Origin of the sequence: Acinetobacter bohemicus ANC 3994 (genome assembly GCF_000367925.1) — a bacterium.
Classification (GTDB): domain Bacteria; phylum Pseudomonadota; class Gammaproteobacteria; order Pseudomonadales; family Moraxellaceae; genus Acinetobacter; species Acinetobacter bohemicus.
Genome location: NZ_KB849164.1, coordinates 616171 through 634151, shown reverse-complemented (window position 1 = coordinate 634151; position 17981 = coordinate 616171). Strand labels below are relative to the sequence as shown.

General features: G+C 38.8%; 17 protein-coding genes. 8 read left to right on the top strand and 9 right to left on the bottom strand.

All coding sequences use genetic code 11. The features are described 5' to 3' along the window. Nucleotides 1-8: 8 nt before the first annotated feature. Complete coding sequence (locus F994_RS02920) at nucleotides 9-908, bottom strand: NUDIX domain-containing protein (protein WP_004648569.1); 900 nt, start codon at nucleotides 906-908, stop codon at nucleotides 9-11. 140 nt (nucleotides 909-1048) lie between these two features. Between F994_RS02920 and hemP the strand changes: the two genes are divergently transcribed. Next, nucleotides 1049-1219 carry a hemin uptake protein HemP gene (gene hemP, locus F994_RS17080; RefSeq protein WP_004648568.1) on the top strand — a complete coding sequence of 57 codons (171 nt, stop codon included), beginning with the start codon at nucleotides 1049-1051 and terminating at the stop codon, nucleotides 1217-1219. Between the two features lie 68 nt (nucleotides 1220-1287). On the opposite strand, the gene F994_RS02915 is transcribed toward hemP, so the two are convergent. The 4 genes from F994_RS02915 to F994_RS02900 form a co-directional block, all read right to left on the bottom strand. Next, nucleotides 1288-2625 carry a sensor histidine kinase gene (locus F994_RS02915; protein ID WP_034696636.1) on the bottom strand — a complete coding sequence of 446 codons (1338 nt, stop codon included), beginning with the start codon at nucleotides 2623-2625 and terminating at the stop codon, nucleotides 1288-1290. 4 nt (nucleotides 2626-2629) lie between these two features. Then, a complete protein-coding gene (locus F994_RS02910; RefSeq protein ID WP_004648565.1) occupies nucleotides 2630-3289 on the bottom strand; it encodes a response regulator transcription factor in 660 nt (219 codons plus the stop codon). A 151-nt stretch (nucleotides 3290-3440) separates the two neighbouring features. Further along, on the bottom strand, nucleotides 3441-3803 hold the full coding sequence (locus tag F994_RS02905) for a NirD/YgiW/YdeI family stress tolerance protein (protein WP_004648564.1): 363 nt from the start codon (nucleotides 3801-3803) through the stop codon (nucleotides 3441-3443). Nucleotides 3804-3901: 98 nt separating this feature from the next. Further along, a complete protein-coding gene (locus tag F994_RS02900; RefSeq protein WP_004648563.1) occupies nucleotides 3902-5659 on the bottom strand; it encodes a type IV pilus assembly ATPase TfpB in 1758 nt (585 codons plus the stop codon). Nucleotides 5660-5968: 309 nt separating this feature from the next. Between F994_RS02900 and F994_RS02895 the strand changes: the two genes are divergently transcribed. Further along, entirely contained in the window at nucleotides 5969-7174 is a 1206-nt protein-coding gene (locus tag F994_RS02895) for an MgtC/SapB family protein (protein ID WP_004648562.1), read from the top strand. Here the strand turns inward: F994_RS02895 and tsaA are convergent. Beyond that, complete coding sequence (tsaA, locus tag F994_RS02890) at nucleotides 7171-7890, bottom strand: tRNA (N6-threonylcarbamoyladenosine(37)-N6)-methyltransferase TrmO (RefSeq protein WP_034696487.1); 720 nt, start codon at nucleotides 7888-7890, stop codon at nucleotides 7171-7173. The two genes, F994_RS02895 and tsaA, sit on opposite strands and share 4 nt — an antisense overlap. A 102-nt stretch (nucleotides 7891-7992) precedes the next feature. Here tsaA and F994_RS02885 point away from each other — a divergent pair, with 102 nt between their 5' ends. Next, entirely contained in the window at nucleotides 7993-8772 is a 780-nt protein-coding gene (locus F994_RS02885) for a ferredoxin--NADP reductase (protein ID WP_004648559.1), read from the top strand. Between the two features lie 449 nt (nucleotides 8773-9221). On the opposite strand, the gene F994_RS02880 is transcribed toward F994_RS02885, so the two are convergent. Beyond that, the gene (locus tag F994_RS02880; protein ID WP_004648558.1) at nucleotides 9222-9788 is read right to left on the bottom strand and encodes a TetR/AcrR family transcriptional regulator; all 567 of its coding nucleotides are present in this window, start codon (nucleotides 9786-9788) and stop codon (nucleotides 9222-9224) included. 262 nt (nucleotides 9789-10050) lie between these two features. On the opposite strand from F994_RS02880, the gene F994_RS02875 reads away from it, so the two are divergent. Next, nucleotides 10051-10890, top strand: coding sequence for a hypothetical protein (locus F994_RS02875; RefSeq protein WP_004648557.1), 840 nt, complete (start codon nucleotides 10051-10053; stop codon nucleotides 10888-10890). Nucleotides 10891-11168: 278 nt separating this feature from the next. Then, on the top strand, nucleotides 11169-11954 hold the full coding sequence (locus F994_RS02870) for a DUF2071 domain-containing protein (protein WP_004648556.1): 786 nt from the start codon (nucleotides 11169-11171) through the stop codon (nucleotides 11952-11954). 36 nt (nucleotides 11955-11990) lie between these two features. On the opposite strand, the gene F994_RS02865 is transcribed toward F994_RS02870, so the two are convergent. Beyond that, entirely contained in the window at nucleotides 11991-12632 is a 642-nt protein-coding gene (locus F994_RS02865; RefSeq protein ID WP_004648555.1) for a cation efflux transmembrane domain-containing protein, read from the bottom strand. Between the two features lie 90 nt (nucleotides 12633-12722). On the opposite strand from F994_RS02865, the gene F994_RS02860 reads away from it, so the two are divergent. From F994_RS02860 to F994_RS02850, 3 genes are all read left to right on the top strand, one after another. Further along, entirely contained in the window at nucleotides 12723-13127 is a 405-nt protein-coding gene (locus F994_RS02860) for a Cd(II)/Pb(II)-responsive transcriptional regulator (protein ID WP_034696635.1), read from the top strand. A 1163-nt stretch (nucleotides 13128-14290) separates the two neighbouring features. Continuing rightward, nucleotides 14291-15688, top strand: coding sequence for a prephenate-dependent tRNA uridine(34) hydroxylase TrhP (trhP, locus tag F994_RS02855; RefSeq protein ID WP_004648553.1), 1398 nt, complete (start codon nucleotides 14291-14293; stop codon nucleotides 15686-15688). A gap of 11 nt (nucleotides 15689-15699) precedes the next feature. Continuing rightward, on the top strand, nucleotides 15700-15954 hold the full coding sequence (locus F994_RS02850; protein ID WP_004648552.1) for a YfhL family 4Fe-4S dicluster ferredoxin: 255 nt from the start codon (nucleotides 15700-15702) through the stop codon (nucleotides 15952-15954). A 293-nt stretch (nucleotides 15955-16247) separates the two neighbouring features. Here F994_RS02850 and ahpF read toward each other — a convergent pair whose 3' ends face one another. Next, nucleotides 16248-17813 (bottom strand): alkyl hydroperoxide reductase subunit F, encoded by a 1566-nt coding sequence (gene ahpF / locus F994_RS02845; RefSeq protein WP_004648550.1) that lies wholly within the window; start codon nucleotides 17811-17813, stop codon nucleotides 16248-16250. Nucleotides 17814-17981 lie beyond the last annotated feature (168 nt).

Below are 17981 nucleotides of genomic sequence, written 5' to 3'. Positions count from 1 at the left end.
ACCATTTTTTATAAGAATCGAATGCCTGCAATACCATATGCACCCTGTTCTTGCGCCAAACCAAGATCACTCGCTTGCATGCCACCGAGTGCAAAAACAGGAATCTCAACTTGCGATGCTAAAGCTTTAAACTGCTGCCACCCAAGTGCAGGCGTTTCTGGATGTGTTGCTGTCACCAGTACTGGACTCAACACAATCGCATCACAACCAATACGCTGTGCCTGTTGCATCGCTGCCAAGTCATGACATGCAGCAATATAGCGTTTTCCAATGCTTAAATCACCGTGCTTTAAAGACATCAATTGCGACTGTTTTAAATGAATTGTGGAAACCATTTGTTGTTGGATCGTGTTCAATTTCGTGTAAATATCAACATTAAGAATAAGCTGAGACAGTTGCTCAACACTCAACGCTGCAAGTTCAACTATTTGTGCCTGAGTCCCCTCAACACGCCAGTACATGAGTTGATCTTGATGTAATTGTGTCAAGCCATCTAATTGATCTGAAATCTTAATTTGGTGTGCCCAATATAACCGCTGGATCATGGCTTGATTGGCTTTCGGAAAATTCAAACTCAATAATTCATCACGGCTATACCATGCCCAAGGCTGTTGAATTTCATTCAATAATGCGGTGGGTACAATGGCATGAAATAAATGCAAATTCACGATCACATCATCATACTCATGACGAATCACATCAAAAGTATGCCAGTCCTGTAAACCCACACCGACTTCTTCATAAATTTCACGGCGGCATGCAGCTAAAGGTGTTTCACCCTCTTCTACTTTCCCACCCGGAAATTCATGCTTATTGCCCTGATGCTGATTTGCTTCACGCCAGCCCACCAGTACTTTGCCCTGATGCAATAAAATAGCAATTGCAACATGAATCGTGGGTTTGGACATTACCTACTCCTTTGCGTGAAAATATAACGCAGTGTAAGCAAATTTAAGTTTTTTATAAATTGTTAAATAATTGATTGACAGGTCTATTCGATAATGATTATCATTTAAATTGTTCCCCCATATACCACGGAGTCGAAGGAATGAACGCACCATTTAGCCTATTTACACGTAATAATGACGCAGCTCAATCACTACCTATGTTGTACTCGAACAACTTATTTTCCTTAGGCAGAGAAATCCGAATTATGCATGCTGGAGAAGAATATCGCTTACGCCTCACTCGTAATAATCGACTCATTCTAACCAAATAAAAATAATCATAATTTAAAACAATAAACGTGGAAACAAGCAGTATGTGCACAAACATACTGCTTTTTAGTTATTTATGAAGCAGTGGCAATTGCAGCGTGACCTGTAATCCACCATAGCCCGATTTAGAAAAATGGATTTCACCCGCATGTAATTGCATTATTTTTTGACAAATCGAAAGTCCAAGTCCCGAGCCTTGTGTTTTTGTTCCTAAGGCACGATAAAAACGCTCACCTAAACGCTGTAAAATCTCTTCAGTTAGCGCTTGCCCATCATCGGCAATGGTCATGACCACATTTTGCTGTCTTTGTTGTACATCAATAAATACATGCCCATCCTGTCCAGCATAGCGAATTGCATTATCAACAAGGTTTCGCACACAGGTAAAGATTAATTTTTCATTGGCAAAGATAGAAAGATCATCCGCGATATGTGTCGTAATCTGAATATTTTTCTCTAGTGCAAAGGGTTGCAAAGCTTGGATGACATCGCAAACTATAGACTGTAAATTGACGTCTATTTTCGGCAATTGATGGGTATTGGTTGGATCAAGACGGGCCAGTAAAAGTAAATTTTCCAAAACTTGCGTACCACGACTGACATCATTTTGAATACTCGCCAAGTCCTGATTTAAATCTGGATATTTACGTTTAAGCACCTGTAAACGCATCTGAATAGCGGATAAAGGTGAACGCAGTTCATGTGAAGCATCCGCAGTAAAGCGCTGTTCTGCGAGCAACGATTGTTTAAGCCGCTGCAACAACTGATTCAACTGCAAGACCATCGGCTGTAATTCTTTTAACTCAGGCTCTTGCTGCTGAATAGGTGCTAAATCATCGGCATTTTTTTCAGCAATGTTTTTAGACAATTGTTGAATGACTTTAAATTGACGTTTCACCGCAAAATGTAAAATCAGCCACTGCATGAACCAAAGCAAAATTAACACCAAGCTATAGCCCATGACATTTTGCGCCAGCTCCTTAAAGCGCTCCCCTACCGGTTGTAACATCGTCACAGACATATTCAGTTCAGCATCTTCGGCACTATACATACGCCATAATTGCTGATCTTGCCAAATATAGCGATAACCATTCGATGCCAGCATTTGCAGTTTTGAATTTTGCTGTTCTAGCGGAAATTCTTTTGATTCGGTGAGTATATGTTGCTGATCTTTTAATTGGTATTGAATATCAAACTCATCACTCAGTTCATCCACTTGTTGTCCTGAATGCGTGGTTATATCCGAAATCAACAGCATATCGGCAATTTCATCCATGATTTGATCTTGTACTTGCATGGTCTGATACAGTGAAATCAGCACAAACAGCAACAATGCCAACAGCCCTGTCAGAATTGAACTGAATAATGAAGTTTTAATCAGTTTGGTTTGTAAAGAAACTGTTTTCAGCATATTAATCGTGACTCATACGATAGCCTAAACCGCGAATGGTTTTAATATATTGGCTGCCTATTTTTTTACGCAATTGATAAATAAAGACTTCAATCGCATTGCTTTCAACCTCATCACCCCATGCATATAAAGATTCCTCGAGTTGCTCACGTGTAACCACATGATCTGGTTTTTGCATCAACTTATGCAAAATTTGAAACTCCTTTGCAGTAAGGTTAATGGGTTGACCCTCTTGCTTTAGGGTTTTTGCTTGTGGGTCTAATTGTAAATTGGCAAAATGAAGATATTGTCCCACTTGAGCTTGATGTTGTCGTAATTGCGAGCGTACACGGGCTGAAAGTTCTTCCAAACTAAAAGGTTTGACCAAATAATCATTGGCCCCCAAATCCAAACCTTCAACGCGATCATGAATGCTGTCTTGCGCTGTAATAAAAATCACCGGCGTGGGTTGCTGCTGTGCGCGTAAAGTTTTCAGAATGTCATCGCCATTGATTTTGGGTAGTCCACGATCTAACAACACACAATCATACTGATGCTGTTCAAGAGCTAAAATGGCATGATCACCACGCTCAACCCAATCAATATTATAACCATCCATTTCCAGCCATGTTTTTATGCTTTCTGCTTGGGAGGCATCATCTTCTGCCAGTAAGATTCGCATCTGTTGTTCTCATATTGAGGCATGATTTACTTTTAAGATAACATGCTTTAAAAAGCCTTGGATTGAAAAAACCACATGAGCGACTCATGTGGTTTTGGGAAAGATATTTGCTTAAGCCGCTGCGATCTTTTATTTCAACTGCATAAATGACTTAGAATTTAACGGCTTCCACATCAATTTCAACACGTTTTGCAGGTTTATAATCGATGTCGACTTCACCAATTAAGGTGACAGGCGTTTTTGCCGAGATGGGTTTACCGTGCCATAACTCATCATCAATATCGACCGTAATTGTGCCTGTATTATCGCGGAATTGATATTTCTCATCCCCTACAGCTTTAACAACATAACCTTTGAGCTGTACTTTAGTGTCGTCTTTTAAAGTCAACGCCTGTTTAACCGTCGTGGTCACTTGCGGTGCAATTGCAGTTTGATTGACTGCGGTATTTGCCATAGCAAATGTTGTTGCACCCACCAAACCTGCAATTAAAGCTGCTTTTGAAATCATATTCATGCTTAAAACCCTCATTTTTTTGTTCACCTTTTCGATAAAGTCATTAAAACAAATCAAGATGAGGTGAATCTTAAGATTTCTTAATTTTCACCAATACTTTAATTTAAAGGCACCACGCGCAAGACTTCTTCTAAAGTGGTCATACCTGCTAAAACTTTACGTGCGCCTGCAATTCGAAGAGGTTCAATGCCTTCTTTTTTCGCCTGATGACGTAACTGGTTTAAGTTAGCATTTGCCCCAATCAGTTGTTTGCTCTCCAAACTTAAAGGCATAAATTCATAAATACCAATACGACCTTTATATCCCGTGTGACGACATGCTTCACAACCAACAGCATGGAAGACAAAATTGGGCATCTCGATTTCATAATCAAAAGTTAAATGCTTCCACTCTTGCTCATTAATAAAGGTTTCTTGTTTACAATGTGGGCACAGTTTCCGCACCAGACGTTGTGCCAAAACCCCTAAAATGGTCGCCGCAGTTAAAAAGGGCTGGATGCCTAAATCATGCAATCGAGTCAGACTTGAAGGTGCATCATTGGTATGTAAAGTAGATAACACCAAATGACCTGTCAGCGCAGCTTGAATCGCCATATTTGCAGTATCATGATCTCGAATCTCACCCACCATAATAATGTCGGGGTCTTGACGCATTAAAGCACGCACGCCATCGGCAAAGCCCAAATCAATCCCCTGATTTACCTGCATTTGGTTAAAACTCGGTTCAAGCATTTCAATCGGGTCTTCAATGGTACAAACATTCACTTGTTCTGTTGCCAGCTGTTTCAGTGAAGAATACAAGGTCGTGGTTTTTCCCGAACCGGTCGGTCCCGTCACCAAAATAATGCCATGACTATGCGAGGTTAAAGCTTGCCAATCACTAAGTAAATCGCCTTCAAAACCCAACTGTTGAAAACTTCTGACCAATACTTCAGGGTCAAAAATACGCATCACCATTTTTTCGCCAAACGCAGTCGGCAAAGTCGATAAACGCAGCTCGGTTTCTTGCCCTTTTGGGGTACGGGTTTTTAATCGGCCATCTTGAGGTTTACGCTTTTCCGCCACATTCATACGACCTAAAATCTTAATCCGTGAAATCACCGCGGTCAGTGTATTGGCGGGCATTTTATAAATGGTATGCAGCACACCATCTATTCGAAAGCGTACTTTTCCTGCATCTTTGCGCGGTTCGAGATGAATATCACTGGCGCCTTGTTCAAAGGCAAACTGTAAAACCCAGTCTACAAGCTTCACAATATGCTGATCATTGGCATCTGGATTTTGAGTATCTCCCAGTTGTAAAAGGGCTTCTACCCCTTTGTGATCACGATCATAAGCACTGGATTTTTGTGATGAGTTTACAGCACGGCTGACTTGGTAATATTCCACCAAATAGCGCTGTAATTGGTCTGGACTTAACAATACACGCTGAATTTTTTTCGGCAAAAGACTGTGTTCTAAGTTAGCAACCCATTCTGTTTTATACGGTTGATCCGTTGCAATCAACACTTTATCTGCGTGAATTTCAACCGCTAAAATTTTATTACGCACTGCAAATTCTTGCGACATGACATTGGTCAACGCCTGCACATCTGCTTTTAAAGGATCAATAATATAAAAAGGAATATTGGCTTTTTCTGCAATCCACTGACATAAACGGTTTAAAGTCAGGGTTGATTGAGGATGCGATTGATCCACCAGATCAAAATTTGCAATCCATTGTAAGGGATGCCATTTGAGTTGCTCACGTTGTCGATGTGTCGTTTGTATCAGTAGCTTATTGCGCTCGGTAATACGTTCATCTTTTTGTAATTGTTCTAGACACCAAGATGTGTCCATTTCAAAATTAAAATTCATTGTTCTAAGCCCCAAAACATCGCAATACTATAGCAAACTAAATTTCATCTGGCTTAAATCACTTTTAGAAAAATAAGCACTTAAGCATTAAATTAACTTTCTTGATTCTTTATCTCACTTTTAAATAAAGGCGATCACTGCTCTTGATTTAACGACGATTACGCTTTTACTTTCGCTGATTTATAGCCAATAATGCTCTATACACTGTTCAATTAACCGCCACATTCCTCCACCTTCAGTTTTTGGATTAATACTGTGAATAATCTGCTTAATCTATCGCTTCAAAGCACATCATTTCAAGAGTTACTGATGATTATGGCTGCGGCTTTGGGTTGTGGTTTATTAATCGGTTTAGAGCGTGAGAGAAGTAAGCAACGTGAAAATCAACATAGCTTTGCTGGCGTTCGTTCATTTGTCATCTGTGCCTTACTCGGTGCACTCTGTTTTACTTTTGGTGCTATTTTTGGTCTGATCGGTGCAATCATTATAGGTGGAATTGGTATTTTTTCGCTTAAAAATCAGCTTAAAGATCCCGGTGTAACCACTGAACTGGCCTTTGTCATGACCTATTTTATCGGCGCACTTTGCCTTTGGAACATTACACTGGCTGCAAGTTTATCCGTTGTACTGACCATTATTTTAATGATGAAACATTCGATGCATGGTATTGCAAGTAAATGGATTACCGAAGCTGAATTTAAAGATGGTTTATTTCTACTTGCGCTGATTTTAATTGCTTTACCGCTGACCCCAAACACGCCTTTATGGGGTTCAGTCCTCAACCCCTATATTATTTTAAAACTGCTTGCGCTGATACTGGTGGTTCAAACCTTAGCACATATTGCAAAACGCTTACTTTCTTCAAAAAATGCCCTCATTCTTTCATCTATAGCATCTGGTTTTGTCTCCAGTACAGCTACCATTGCGAGTTTAGGTATGGAAGTTCGCTCAGGTCGAGCAGAAGCAAACTCCAATGCAGGTGCAGCACTTATGTCCTGCATTTCTACCTTATTGCTGTTGTTAATCATTGTGGCTGGCGTGTCGGTAAGTTGGTTAAAAGTTCTGATTTTCCCCTCATTACTTGCCATCATTATTCTTGCTCTCTGTGCTTTATGGCTTTTACGCAACGCTAAGGCACTTGAAAACATAGAATTAATCGATAGCCGAATGTTTAGCTTAAAAGAAGCTGCCATCATTGCAGGTACATTAACCATTATTCAAGCAGGAATTTATGGACTCGATCTTTTACTTGGGGATGCCGGATTAATTGCAGGAACGCTATTAGCTTCACTGTTTGAAATTCACGCAGCCGCAGCGGCCGTGGTCATTCAAGGTGATCCAACCAACTCAACATTACTCTATGCCATGATTTTAGGCTTAGGCGCTCATGCAATTTCGAAATCTATTAATGCGACTTTAACGGGTGGCTGGAAATTCGCACGCGTATTCGTTCCTGTTCAAATGCTACATATGCTCGTTTTAATCAGTGTGCTTTGCTGGATTACCCTACGCTAGAGTTGAACAAGATCCACAACCGTAATGCTGTCCAATCCTACAGAAAAACTCACATCTAAATGGGCAAAATTCATCTTATAAATCCGCCCTGCATCATTTTGATAAGCCGGTCTTGGGTCTAAAGATAAAACTTGTTCCAATTCACTCACTATTCGATCATCTAAGCTTTGTGCCTGAATCAACTCTTGCTTTTGTTGCTCCGCACTTTCGCTCCAAATCACCAGCATTCGCTCAGGCTCATGCTGTGCATAACCACTTTTTGCAGCAACAACTGCATCTGAATATTGAATATATGGCTTAATATCTAAAATGGGTGTGCCATTGAGCAAATCACTCCCTGTCACATAAACACGAACAGACTTCCCGACTTTTCTCACTTCTTTCAACTGCACCACAGACAAGCCCATAGGTGCAGGACGATACATACTCCGTGTCGCAAATACGCCTATTTTCTTATTGCCGCCTAAACGTGGTGGTCGGACTTGAGGGCGAAACTTATGGCTATCTTGTTGATTTTTATTGTCATGAAACTGCCAAATCAACCATAAATGACTAAATTCATCAATGCCTTCAAATGCCAATAAATCATTATAAGGCTCCACCATTTCAATATAAGATTCGACTTGAACCAAATTGGGTTGCCTCGGAATACCGAATTTTTCACGATAAGGCGAATTCATATACCCAATAATAGGCACTTTAAGTTCAGTCATCATCACTTTTTCTGATAAGTTCAATTAAATATATTCAGTTTATCGAGAATGTTTTTAGATTAGAATAGTAAGCTGTTCTAATTTGATAATTTATTGAGACCTTTAATGGCTGCTTTCAACGTCGAGAAGATTACTCACGTCCACCACTGGAATGACACATTATTCAGCTTTAAAACAACGCGTGACACTGCGCTACGTTTTAAAAATGGTCAATTTGTGATGATTGGTCTTGAAGTAAACGGTAAGCCTTTAATGCGTGCTTATTCTATTGCTAGTGCTAACTATGAAGAAGAATTAGAGTTTTTCTCAATTAAAGTGCCAGATGGCCCTTTAACCTCTATTTTACAAAAAGTAAAAGTGGGCGACGAAATCTTAGTCTCTAAAAAACCTACAGGTACTTTAGTGCTTGATGACTTAAACCCAGGTAAAAACTTATACCTTCTTTCTTCAGGTACGGGTCTTGCGCCATTCTTGGCAACCATTCGTGATCCTGAAACCTATGAACGCTTTGAAAAAGTGATTGTTGTTCACGGTACACGTTTCATTTCTGAATTGGCTTACCAAGACTTAATTTTGAATGAACTTCCAAACAATGAGTTTTTTGAAGAATTAGGCATTAAAGACAAACTTGTTTACTACCCAACTGTAACGCGTGAAGATTATCCAAATCAAGGCCGTGTAACCACTGTAATTGAAACTGGTGAAATCTTTGAAAAAATTGGTCTACCACGTTTCAACCCAGAAACTGACCGTGCAATGCTTTGCGGTAGCCCAGCCTTCCTAGACGACGTTGCAGCGCTTCTTGACCAACATGGTTTAAAAGAATCTCCACGTATGGGTGTACTTGGCGACTACGTGATTGAACGTGCATTCGTTGAAAAATAATACCGTTTAATATTGAAAAACCGAGGAATTGCCTCGGTTTTTTTTTAATTTCAAAGATTTATTTTTTATTAAAACTGAACAAAGTTTAACCACACTGACAATTTTTGGTCAGAATTTGTCAAAAAACTGACTAAAAATTGTTGTCTTCATCAACAAAAGTACCTATAATCTCAAACATAAACAGACAGGTCTGTATATTCCTGATTTGTTTTATTTAGCTGAAATTTATAATACATCCAGAGGGCACTTTACAAGTATAAAAACAACATAAGAAAGGAGTTTTCAAACTCCTCATAGTATTAATATTTTAGCCAATTTCATGATGAAAGAGACTTCAATATTAATATTAAATCAAGAACTTTCAGCGAGGCGTGATATATAATTATAATATTCACGCTTTTTTATTTTTTAAAATTTATAAGTTGCAATCGATTTAGCACAGTAAAAACTTAAGCTGACATGAGTTCCAATTGAATTAACTGATAAACACGTTTCCAATATTCATCAATATTAACCGAGTTTTTATCAATTTGTGCTTGAATCGTCATCCCATCTAGGATGCTAGTCAGCAGTATAGCCAACTGAAGTGGCTGTTTGATTTGTAACTGTTGTAAAGCCGAACGGATTCTTTCGAGTAACCACTCTTTATATTCTATAGCGGGTTGCATTGTTGATGGATATATTTTAGAGACTTCTTCAACGGCCTTCTGAAACATACAACCATTAAAGTCGTCCATATGAAACCATGCGTGATACCAGAAAAAAATGGCTTTTACATGTGCTAGATAATCATTATGCTCACATTTATCAATTGTGGCATCTAAAGATTCTTGTAGATTCATATTTCTACGATGTAGGCATTCCTCAATCAGTTTCGCCTTGGATGGAAAATATTTATAAAATGTCATTTTCGCAACACCAGATTCACTAATAATCCGATCGATTCCAATTGAGTTATAACTGTGAGAATTAAAAAGATGCAGTGCAGTATTAATTATGTCGTCTTTTTTGGACATGCTACTTACCTACCAACCTTATTTTCATTGTATAACGAAGCAAAATAAAATAGAAAAACATGCATCTTTTTAATGATCTAACGTAAATGTGCCCTAGCATAACATTTTTTGAATCGTATTAAAAAAAATCATGTTTATCATTTATTACTATATTTATTCTACAAGAGCAAACGTTTGAAATAAAAGTCTTTTATGAAAAATGGTATAGCGTATTTATATTTTTTTTACTATGATTGAAAGATTCAAAGACTGACCTCCACTTATGAGTACACTTTCTTTCACTCAATCTGAAAATGCACGGCTTGAAGCTTTGAGTTTTATTAAAAAGTCTATTCCGGCTACCTTATGGAACAAGCATGCCCATGAGGTTCAACAACTTAAACAAACGTGCCTACAACATCCGTTGTTTCAGCTTCCCATTTTAACCCGTCTTAGCAACCAAACCTTGTCTTTAGAACAGTTAAAATTTATTCATATCAATTATTTTACTGCCATTGTAAAAAACTTTACCGACACGCTTAGTATGGTTATTTATCAAGCTTTGCAGTTAGAAAATCATGAAAATATTTATGAAGTAGACCGTATTCATGCTAAGGCCTACGCTCGCTATTTATTATCACTCAACTTGATTGATGAGTTAGGTTTTAATACATATGAGCTAAGTTTAAGTTCGCCAGCAAGGTCTCATCTGGTTTACTTTATGGATTTATTGAAATTATTGCAGGTTAATCCTTTAGATCAGAAACAAGTCGTTACGGAAGCCTATGAGCTTAACCAATTCAATCATCCACACCTACCGTCTTATAACAATTTGTTGTTAATTTTAGCCTGTGCAGAATTACAGGTGATTAAATACAGTGAAGCACTCAGAATTAATTTAGAAAAATATGATGTGCAATTTAGCTATGGATATTATGCGTGTCATGGTGTGGTAGATCACTCAGAAAAATTAGCCAATGATGACAATCATGAAGATGATATTTGGGCCCTTCTGACTCAAAGTTACCAAGGTTCTCAGCAACATAGCTATGAACAGTTACTTGGACAATACCTACAGCTTTGGCAAAATTTTTGGAGTAAAATGGATACTCTAACGACATAAGCCATTATTTTTGAATATTTTTATTATTAACCAAACACTGTATATTTAATTCAAAAGTCTGTCCGTTGCTTGAATAACGCTTTTTTTAGGAATTATTCGGTTTTAAAACAATTTTGTATAGCCCAGTTATGGTTGTGATAGCCTTTGCTTTGCTTGTCTAAATTAGAAAAACAAAAACGTTTAAAAGCAAATGTAAATAATGCTTCAGCCTTTATTTACTCATCAGTAAACTTTGTTTTATATTTACGCAACAATTATAAATTTACTAAATTGATTCAATGACTTTTCCAAACTTAAATTTCCAAGATTTTCTGCATCCGCGCCCCAAGCCTACTGGCCTTGATGTGCAATGCAAATTAAAACATTTTGCATTAATTACTTATGCACTAGACCCCATTCGTTTTAAGGATATTATTCCTCAACGCTTTAAGCTGGATACCATTCAATATCAAGGGAAAGAACAGGCTTTGATGTCTGTCGTTCCATTTATAGATGTTGATTTTACTTCTGCGGTGTGCCCTTTTCCTAACTTTACGATGGGACAGACCAATTATCGTGTTTATGTGATTGATCAGGAAACACAAGAACGTTGCGTCTGGTTTATTGGTACAACATTAGACTCTTGGACACTGATCGTACCGCGTTATTTGTGGCAATTACCTTGGCATACTGCGATATTCGATTTTGACTGCCATCAAGATGCTGATGGCTTATACCGTCAATATAAAATGCAAACTCAGTCTGAATGGGCCAGTGCTGAACTACAACTCACACAATCACATGAAAACCCATGGCACTACGAAGGCTTCCCCAATTTAGAAACTTACTTGGTCTATTTAACCCACCCACTTGCGGGCTTTTACCATCGCAGAGACGGTAAATTAGGTACTTATCGTGTTTGGCATGATCGTCTACAAGCGAAGCCAGCAACGTTACTTCATGCAAAATTTGATCTTTTAGACCGTATGAATCTAGTCTCTTTCGAGAATCAGTTAAACCCCTATAGCGTACTGATTGAACCAGTCAATGAATTTACGATTTATCTTCCTCCTCGAGTGATTTGATAACATTCAACAATGAGAGTATGACGCTCTCATTGTTTAATGGCATTCCTCGACTAGATTGATACGCTTACTTGCTTGTCGTTCTTTCATGGCTTTCATTATCACCTGATAACCACCAGTTAACCCTAGAATCGACATCACCAAAGCCACCATTAAATCTGGAATTAAGCTGCCTGTTCCAAATACACCGACCGCAGCTAAGATTACAGCCACATTCCCAATCGCGTCATTACGGCTGCAGAGCCATACCGACTGCATATTCGAATCCCCATCTCGAAAGGCATATAATACTAAGGCTGAAATGACATTCGCAATTAAAGCCAAAGCCCCAATTGCACCCATCGTAATCGCTTCAGGTGGAATTCCTTGTACATAGGCATAAGCCGTTTTTCCAATGACCACCAGACCAAACAGTGCCATTGTTGCACCTTTGAACAATGCAACGGTCGCACGCCAATACAAACTTGCCCCCAATACAGCCAGTGAAATAGCATAATTCATGGCATCGCCAAAGAAATCGAGCGAATCTGCCCAAAGTGCCGATGAATGTGCATAAGCTCCGCCAATCAATTCAATCACAAACATGGCAGCATTAATAAACAATGCAATCCACAAAGCTGTTCTAAATTTACTGTTCGGTTTTTGTGGTGCGGGGGTATGACTGCAAGAACATGCCATATGATCACTCCGTTTCAATTTACATTTATTTGTATTATGCTCATTCAAAACTATGGAGTAACTCCAAGGTCAAGCACAATGATGAATACCATGAAAAATTATTTAATTCGTGATCTAGCCCAAAAAACACACCTGTCTACGGACACCATCCGTTTTTACGAAAAAAAACAGCTGATTCAACCCTGTTTTCGTGGTGACAATAACTATCGTTATTATGATGATGAAGCCTTAAAACGCTTAATTTTCATTAAACGCTGCCGTGCTTTAAATATGTCATTACAAGAAATTAGTCAGCTCGTTGAATTAGTCAAACAGCCTCAGGCAGGTTGCCAAGTCGTTGATCAAATGATTGAACAGCACATTCAACAAGTTGAAGAAAAAATTACCGAATTACAGACTTTCTACACGCAGCTCCAAGACTTACGCAAGAGCTGTTCCAGTGATACCACCATTGATCATTGTCAAATTTTAAAGCAATTAAAAGCGACCGAATAAGCGATGAATTTGAATAGCACTTTGTTTTAAGCAAAGACATGCGAACTTAGACAATGAAGACGACCATTTCAAGCAAAGGACCAAGAATAGTCGTAAATACCATAAGGCGAGCCAGTCTAAAGGTCAGGTTTCGGCCTGAAAATGAAAATTTTGCAGTGCTCATATTAAAAAAACACCTCGTGATTATACAATTTTTATAATATTTCGAAATTTTTTAATTAATTTTTGATGACTTAAATATACTCGATCCAACTTCATAAACAGCATCAAAACGACATTTTCTAGGTTCAACGCGCTACATAAATGCCTGCAATTTTTCTTGTTTAGACAGCTCTAAATACAATAGATCACCCCAGCCTTCATGAACTTTTATCGCATTTCCCCAATATAGCGGGCATGATTTTTATGCTGCCGAATCAGAAATCCCAATCATCGCTTCAAGCTAAAATTGCTAACAATCTTGCATAGTTTTTACAGGATAAATCGTTTGTAAAAATCCTAAACTTTGCAAGGTTCTTCAAGTCAAAAGATAAACTTGAGCACTGGATTGACGGCATGCATTACATGTATTAAAACCTTTCGGTACACCTGTATTAAATAAAACTTCTGACTAAATGCAACGGCAATGATTTCGGGCAGATAGAAATAGAAAATTCATTGTTATTCCAACTGGTTAATCACAGAAACTTAAATTTAGACATCCCCCTTAATTTCGCATTATAAAATGGTAAACCTTATTCTGCTACAGATTGTAAAACAATAAAATTCCATATAGATAAATTGATATCTAGACGCTAATAAGGCCACTGCCCTTGGCGGCGATCTTGCAAAATTTATGTTGATCATAATAACGTCAAATATCGTCAGTTTTTGGCTGACTGAGTTACACAATTTTGCTCAAATTACAGATATATCATTCAGCCTATTTCACGATCAATAACAAAATATTTCACTGAGTTTGATCGCTAAGAGATTTGAAAAAACCAACCCGATTTATAAGCAAGATCCCAACATAAATGAATAGAGGTATTTTCATATACAGCAACTCTAGTTTAGCTGAATTACTCTGCCAATTTGATGAAATCCGAGCTTTTTACTAGGTTGAATCATTTTTTTATATCCCTACAATAAAGACATATTTTTTATATGCCTTTATTTGAGTCATGACTATTTGCCACGTAACTGAACTTCTATCTCCTGCTGGTTCACTTAAGAATATGCGCTATGCATTTGCTTATGGAGCCGATGCCGTTTATGCAGGACAGCCACGTTATAGCTTACGTGTACGTAATAATGCGTTTGATCATGACAACTTAAAAATTGGTATCGCTGAGACACATGCTTTAGGCAAAAAATTCTATGTGGTTGTCAATATTCAGCCGCATAACAGCAAACTGAAAAATTTTATTCGAGACCTTGAGCCTGTTGTTGCAATGCAACCTGATGCTTTGATTATGTCTGATCCCGGCTTAATCATGATGGTGCGTGAACATTTTCCAGAAGTTTCGATCCACCTCTCTGTTCAAGCCAATGCGGTGAACTGGGCAACGGTGAAATTTTGGAAAAATATGGGCTTAACCCGTGTCATTTTGTCACGTGAATTATCATTAGAGGAAATTGAAGAAATTAAACAGAACGTGCCTGATATGGAAATTGAAGTTTTCGTACATGGCGCACTCTGTATGGCTTATTCCGGTCGTTGCTTACTTTCAGGCTATATGAATAAACGTGATGCAAATCAAGGCGCTTGCACCAATGCGTGTCGCTGGGAATATAATATTCACGAAGCAGCAGAAGATGCATCTGGGGATGTCATTCCAGTCCAACCACTGGAGACAGCATCTTGCTGCAATAATAAAGATGCCGATGAGCAACACGCCATAGAACAACACCAATTTGGCGAGCCGGTTTTATTACAACGCAATGAAGAAGAAATGTTCGCTGCTGAAGAAGATGAACATGGTACTTACTTCATGAACTCTAAAGATTTACGTGCCGTTCAGCATGTCGATCGTTTAGCGAAAATGGGCATTCACTCATTAAAAATTGAAGGTCGTACCAAGTCTTACTTCTATTGTGCGCGTACTGCACAAATTTACCGTAAAGCACTTGATGATGCACTGGCGGGTCAAGCTTTTGACCCAGCATTAATGAATCAATTAGAAGGTTTGGCCAACCGTGGTTATACCGAAGGTTTCCTGCGTCGTCATGTGCATAGCGAATATCAAAACTACGAAACGGGTTCATCGCGTTTTGATCATCAACAGTTTGTGGGTGAGGTTTTGGAACGTCATGGCAACTATATTAAAATTGAAGTTAAAAACCGTTTTGACGTGGGTGATTCATTAGAACTCATGACCACTTCTGGCAATATCACTTTTACACTGACTGAAATTTTAGACAAAAAAGGCCATGCTATTTCTGAAGCCAAAGGCTCGGGGCATATCGTTGATATTCCTGTTCCAGCCGATGTCGATATGAACTATGCCCTGCTCATTCGCAATCTACCGCATTCAATGCAAGACATTACCGCGTCTGCACTGGCATATGTAGCGAGCTAAGAGATCAACGCATGGCTTTATTGATTACCGATCAATGTATTAATTGCGATATGTGCCTGCCTGAATGTCCTAATGAGGCCATTTTTGAAGGCAGTAAAGTGTATGAAATTGATGTAGACCGTTGTACAGAATGTGTCGGTTTTTATGATCATCAGACCTGTTTAGCCGTTTGCCCGATTGACTGTATTACGCCGCATCCTGAGCACGTAGAAACCCAAGTGCAATTGATGGAAAAATTTAAAGGCTTGAACTTATTTAAATCTTAATATTTTCCATTGAGTTGGAATAATAATTGCTTCATTAAATAAAAAAAAGCTTGGGAAAAGTAAAATAATAAGACTACAAAACAAAAAATGTTGAATGCAACTGTAAATCTAAAGTGCTTGGGGACACTTTAGATTTACACCTTGCAGGCATAAAAAAGGAACTTAGGGGTAAACCTCCAAAGCTCCAGTAAAACAAAAAGATTTGATAAAAAGATTTGAGAAAAATAATAGTCAAATAACTCTTGATGAAGAGGTTAAAGTGTTTGGGGACACTTTAACCTCTTTTTTATTATTTACTGCCCTGAACGGATGATGTAATCAAAAGCCGACAGCGACGCTTTCGCACCTTCACCTGTGGCAATGATGATTTGTTTGTATGGCACAGTGGTACAGTCACCCGCAGCAAATACACCTTTCACATTGGTTTCATTACGGTCGTTAATTACAATCTCACCACGGTTTGAAAGCTCCACATTGGACGCTTTTAAGAAATCCGTATTTGGCAATAAACCAATTTGTACAAAGATCCCTGCCAATTCAATTGTATGTTCTACATCCGTAGCACGGTCTTTGTATTTGAGTGCCGTGACTTGTGAACCATCACCGACCACTTCCGTCGAGAGTGCATTCATAATCACCGTGGTATTGGGTAAGCTATTCAGTTTGTCTTGTAGGACTTGGTCGGCACGTAGTTTGGTATCAAACTCAACCAAGGTCACATGCTCAACAATCCCTGCAAGGTCAATTGCTGCTTCCACACCCGAGTTCCCGCCACCAATCACTGCTACCCGTTTGCCTTTAAACAATGGACCATCACAATGTGGGCAGTAAGCCACGCCACGGGTTTTGTACTCTTGCTCACCCGGTACATTCATCTCTCTCCAACGTGCACCGGTCGATAAAATGATGGTTTTGGATTCCAGTTTCGCGCCATTTTCCAATGTCACTTCAACGAGACCATTTACCGTTTCATCGGCACCTTTAATGGCAGCCACTTTTTGTAGGTTCATGATGTCAACATCATAAGCACGCACATGGGCTTCCATTTCAGCAGCAAACTTCGGACCTTGGGTTTTTTGTACTGAGGTGTAGTTTTCAATGTCCATGGTATCCATGACCTGACCGCCAAAGCGTTCTGCCACAATACCGGTTTGAATGCCTTTACGTGCTGCATAAATTGCTGCGGTATTTCCCGCAGGACCACCACCAATCACCAGTACATCAAACACCCCTTTGGCATTGAGTTTTTGCGCATCTTTGCTCGATGAGTGTGTATCGAGTTTTGCCACAATTTCTTCCAAAGTCATACGACCTTGACCAATATGCTCACCATTTTGGAACAACATGGGTACGGCCATGATTTTGCGCTGTTCAACTTCATCTTGGAAAAACGCCCCATCAATCATGGTTGCAGTGGCATTGGGGTTATTAATGGCAATCAGGTTTAAGGCTTGCACTACGTCAGGACAGTTGTGACAGCTTAAAGATACGAACACATCAAAATCAGCGGTTAAGTTTAAGTCTTTGATTTGTGCCAAAACTTCATCAGATACTTTAGGAGCATAGCCTGACACCTGTAACAAGGCCAAGATCAGTGAGGTGAACTCATGTCCCATCGGCAAGCCCGCAAAGTTCACCCGTGGTTGCTCACCGACTTTAGCAATGCCAAAGCTTGGACGACGGCTATTGCTGCCATCAAAACGAGCAGTCACTTGATCGGATAATGCTGCAATTTCAGTGACCAATTCCTTAATTTTGTCTGATTTGTCGGAATCATTGAGCGATGCCACAATTTCAATGGGACTTTCTAAGCGTTCAAGTAGGGTTTTTAATTGTGCTGAAGTATTTTGATCTAACATGGCAAAGGTCTCCAAAGGAGTAAATATCTATTGAATGCAGTCATCATAAGATAAATTATTAAATAGGTAAAACAGTTTGTTTTTATAATTAAGATCGAATTATTAGATTGAAACTTATTTATCTTATCTTTGATCAGGGATGTGGTGTTTAAAAACAGAATAAAGGCA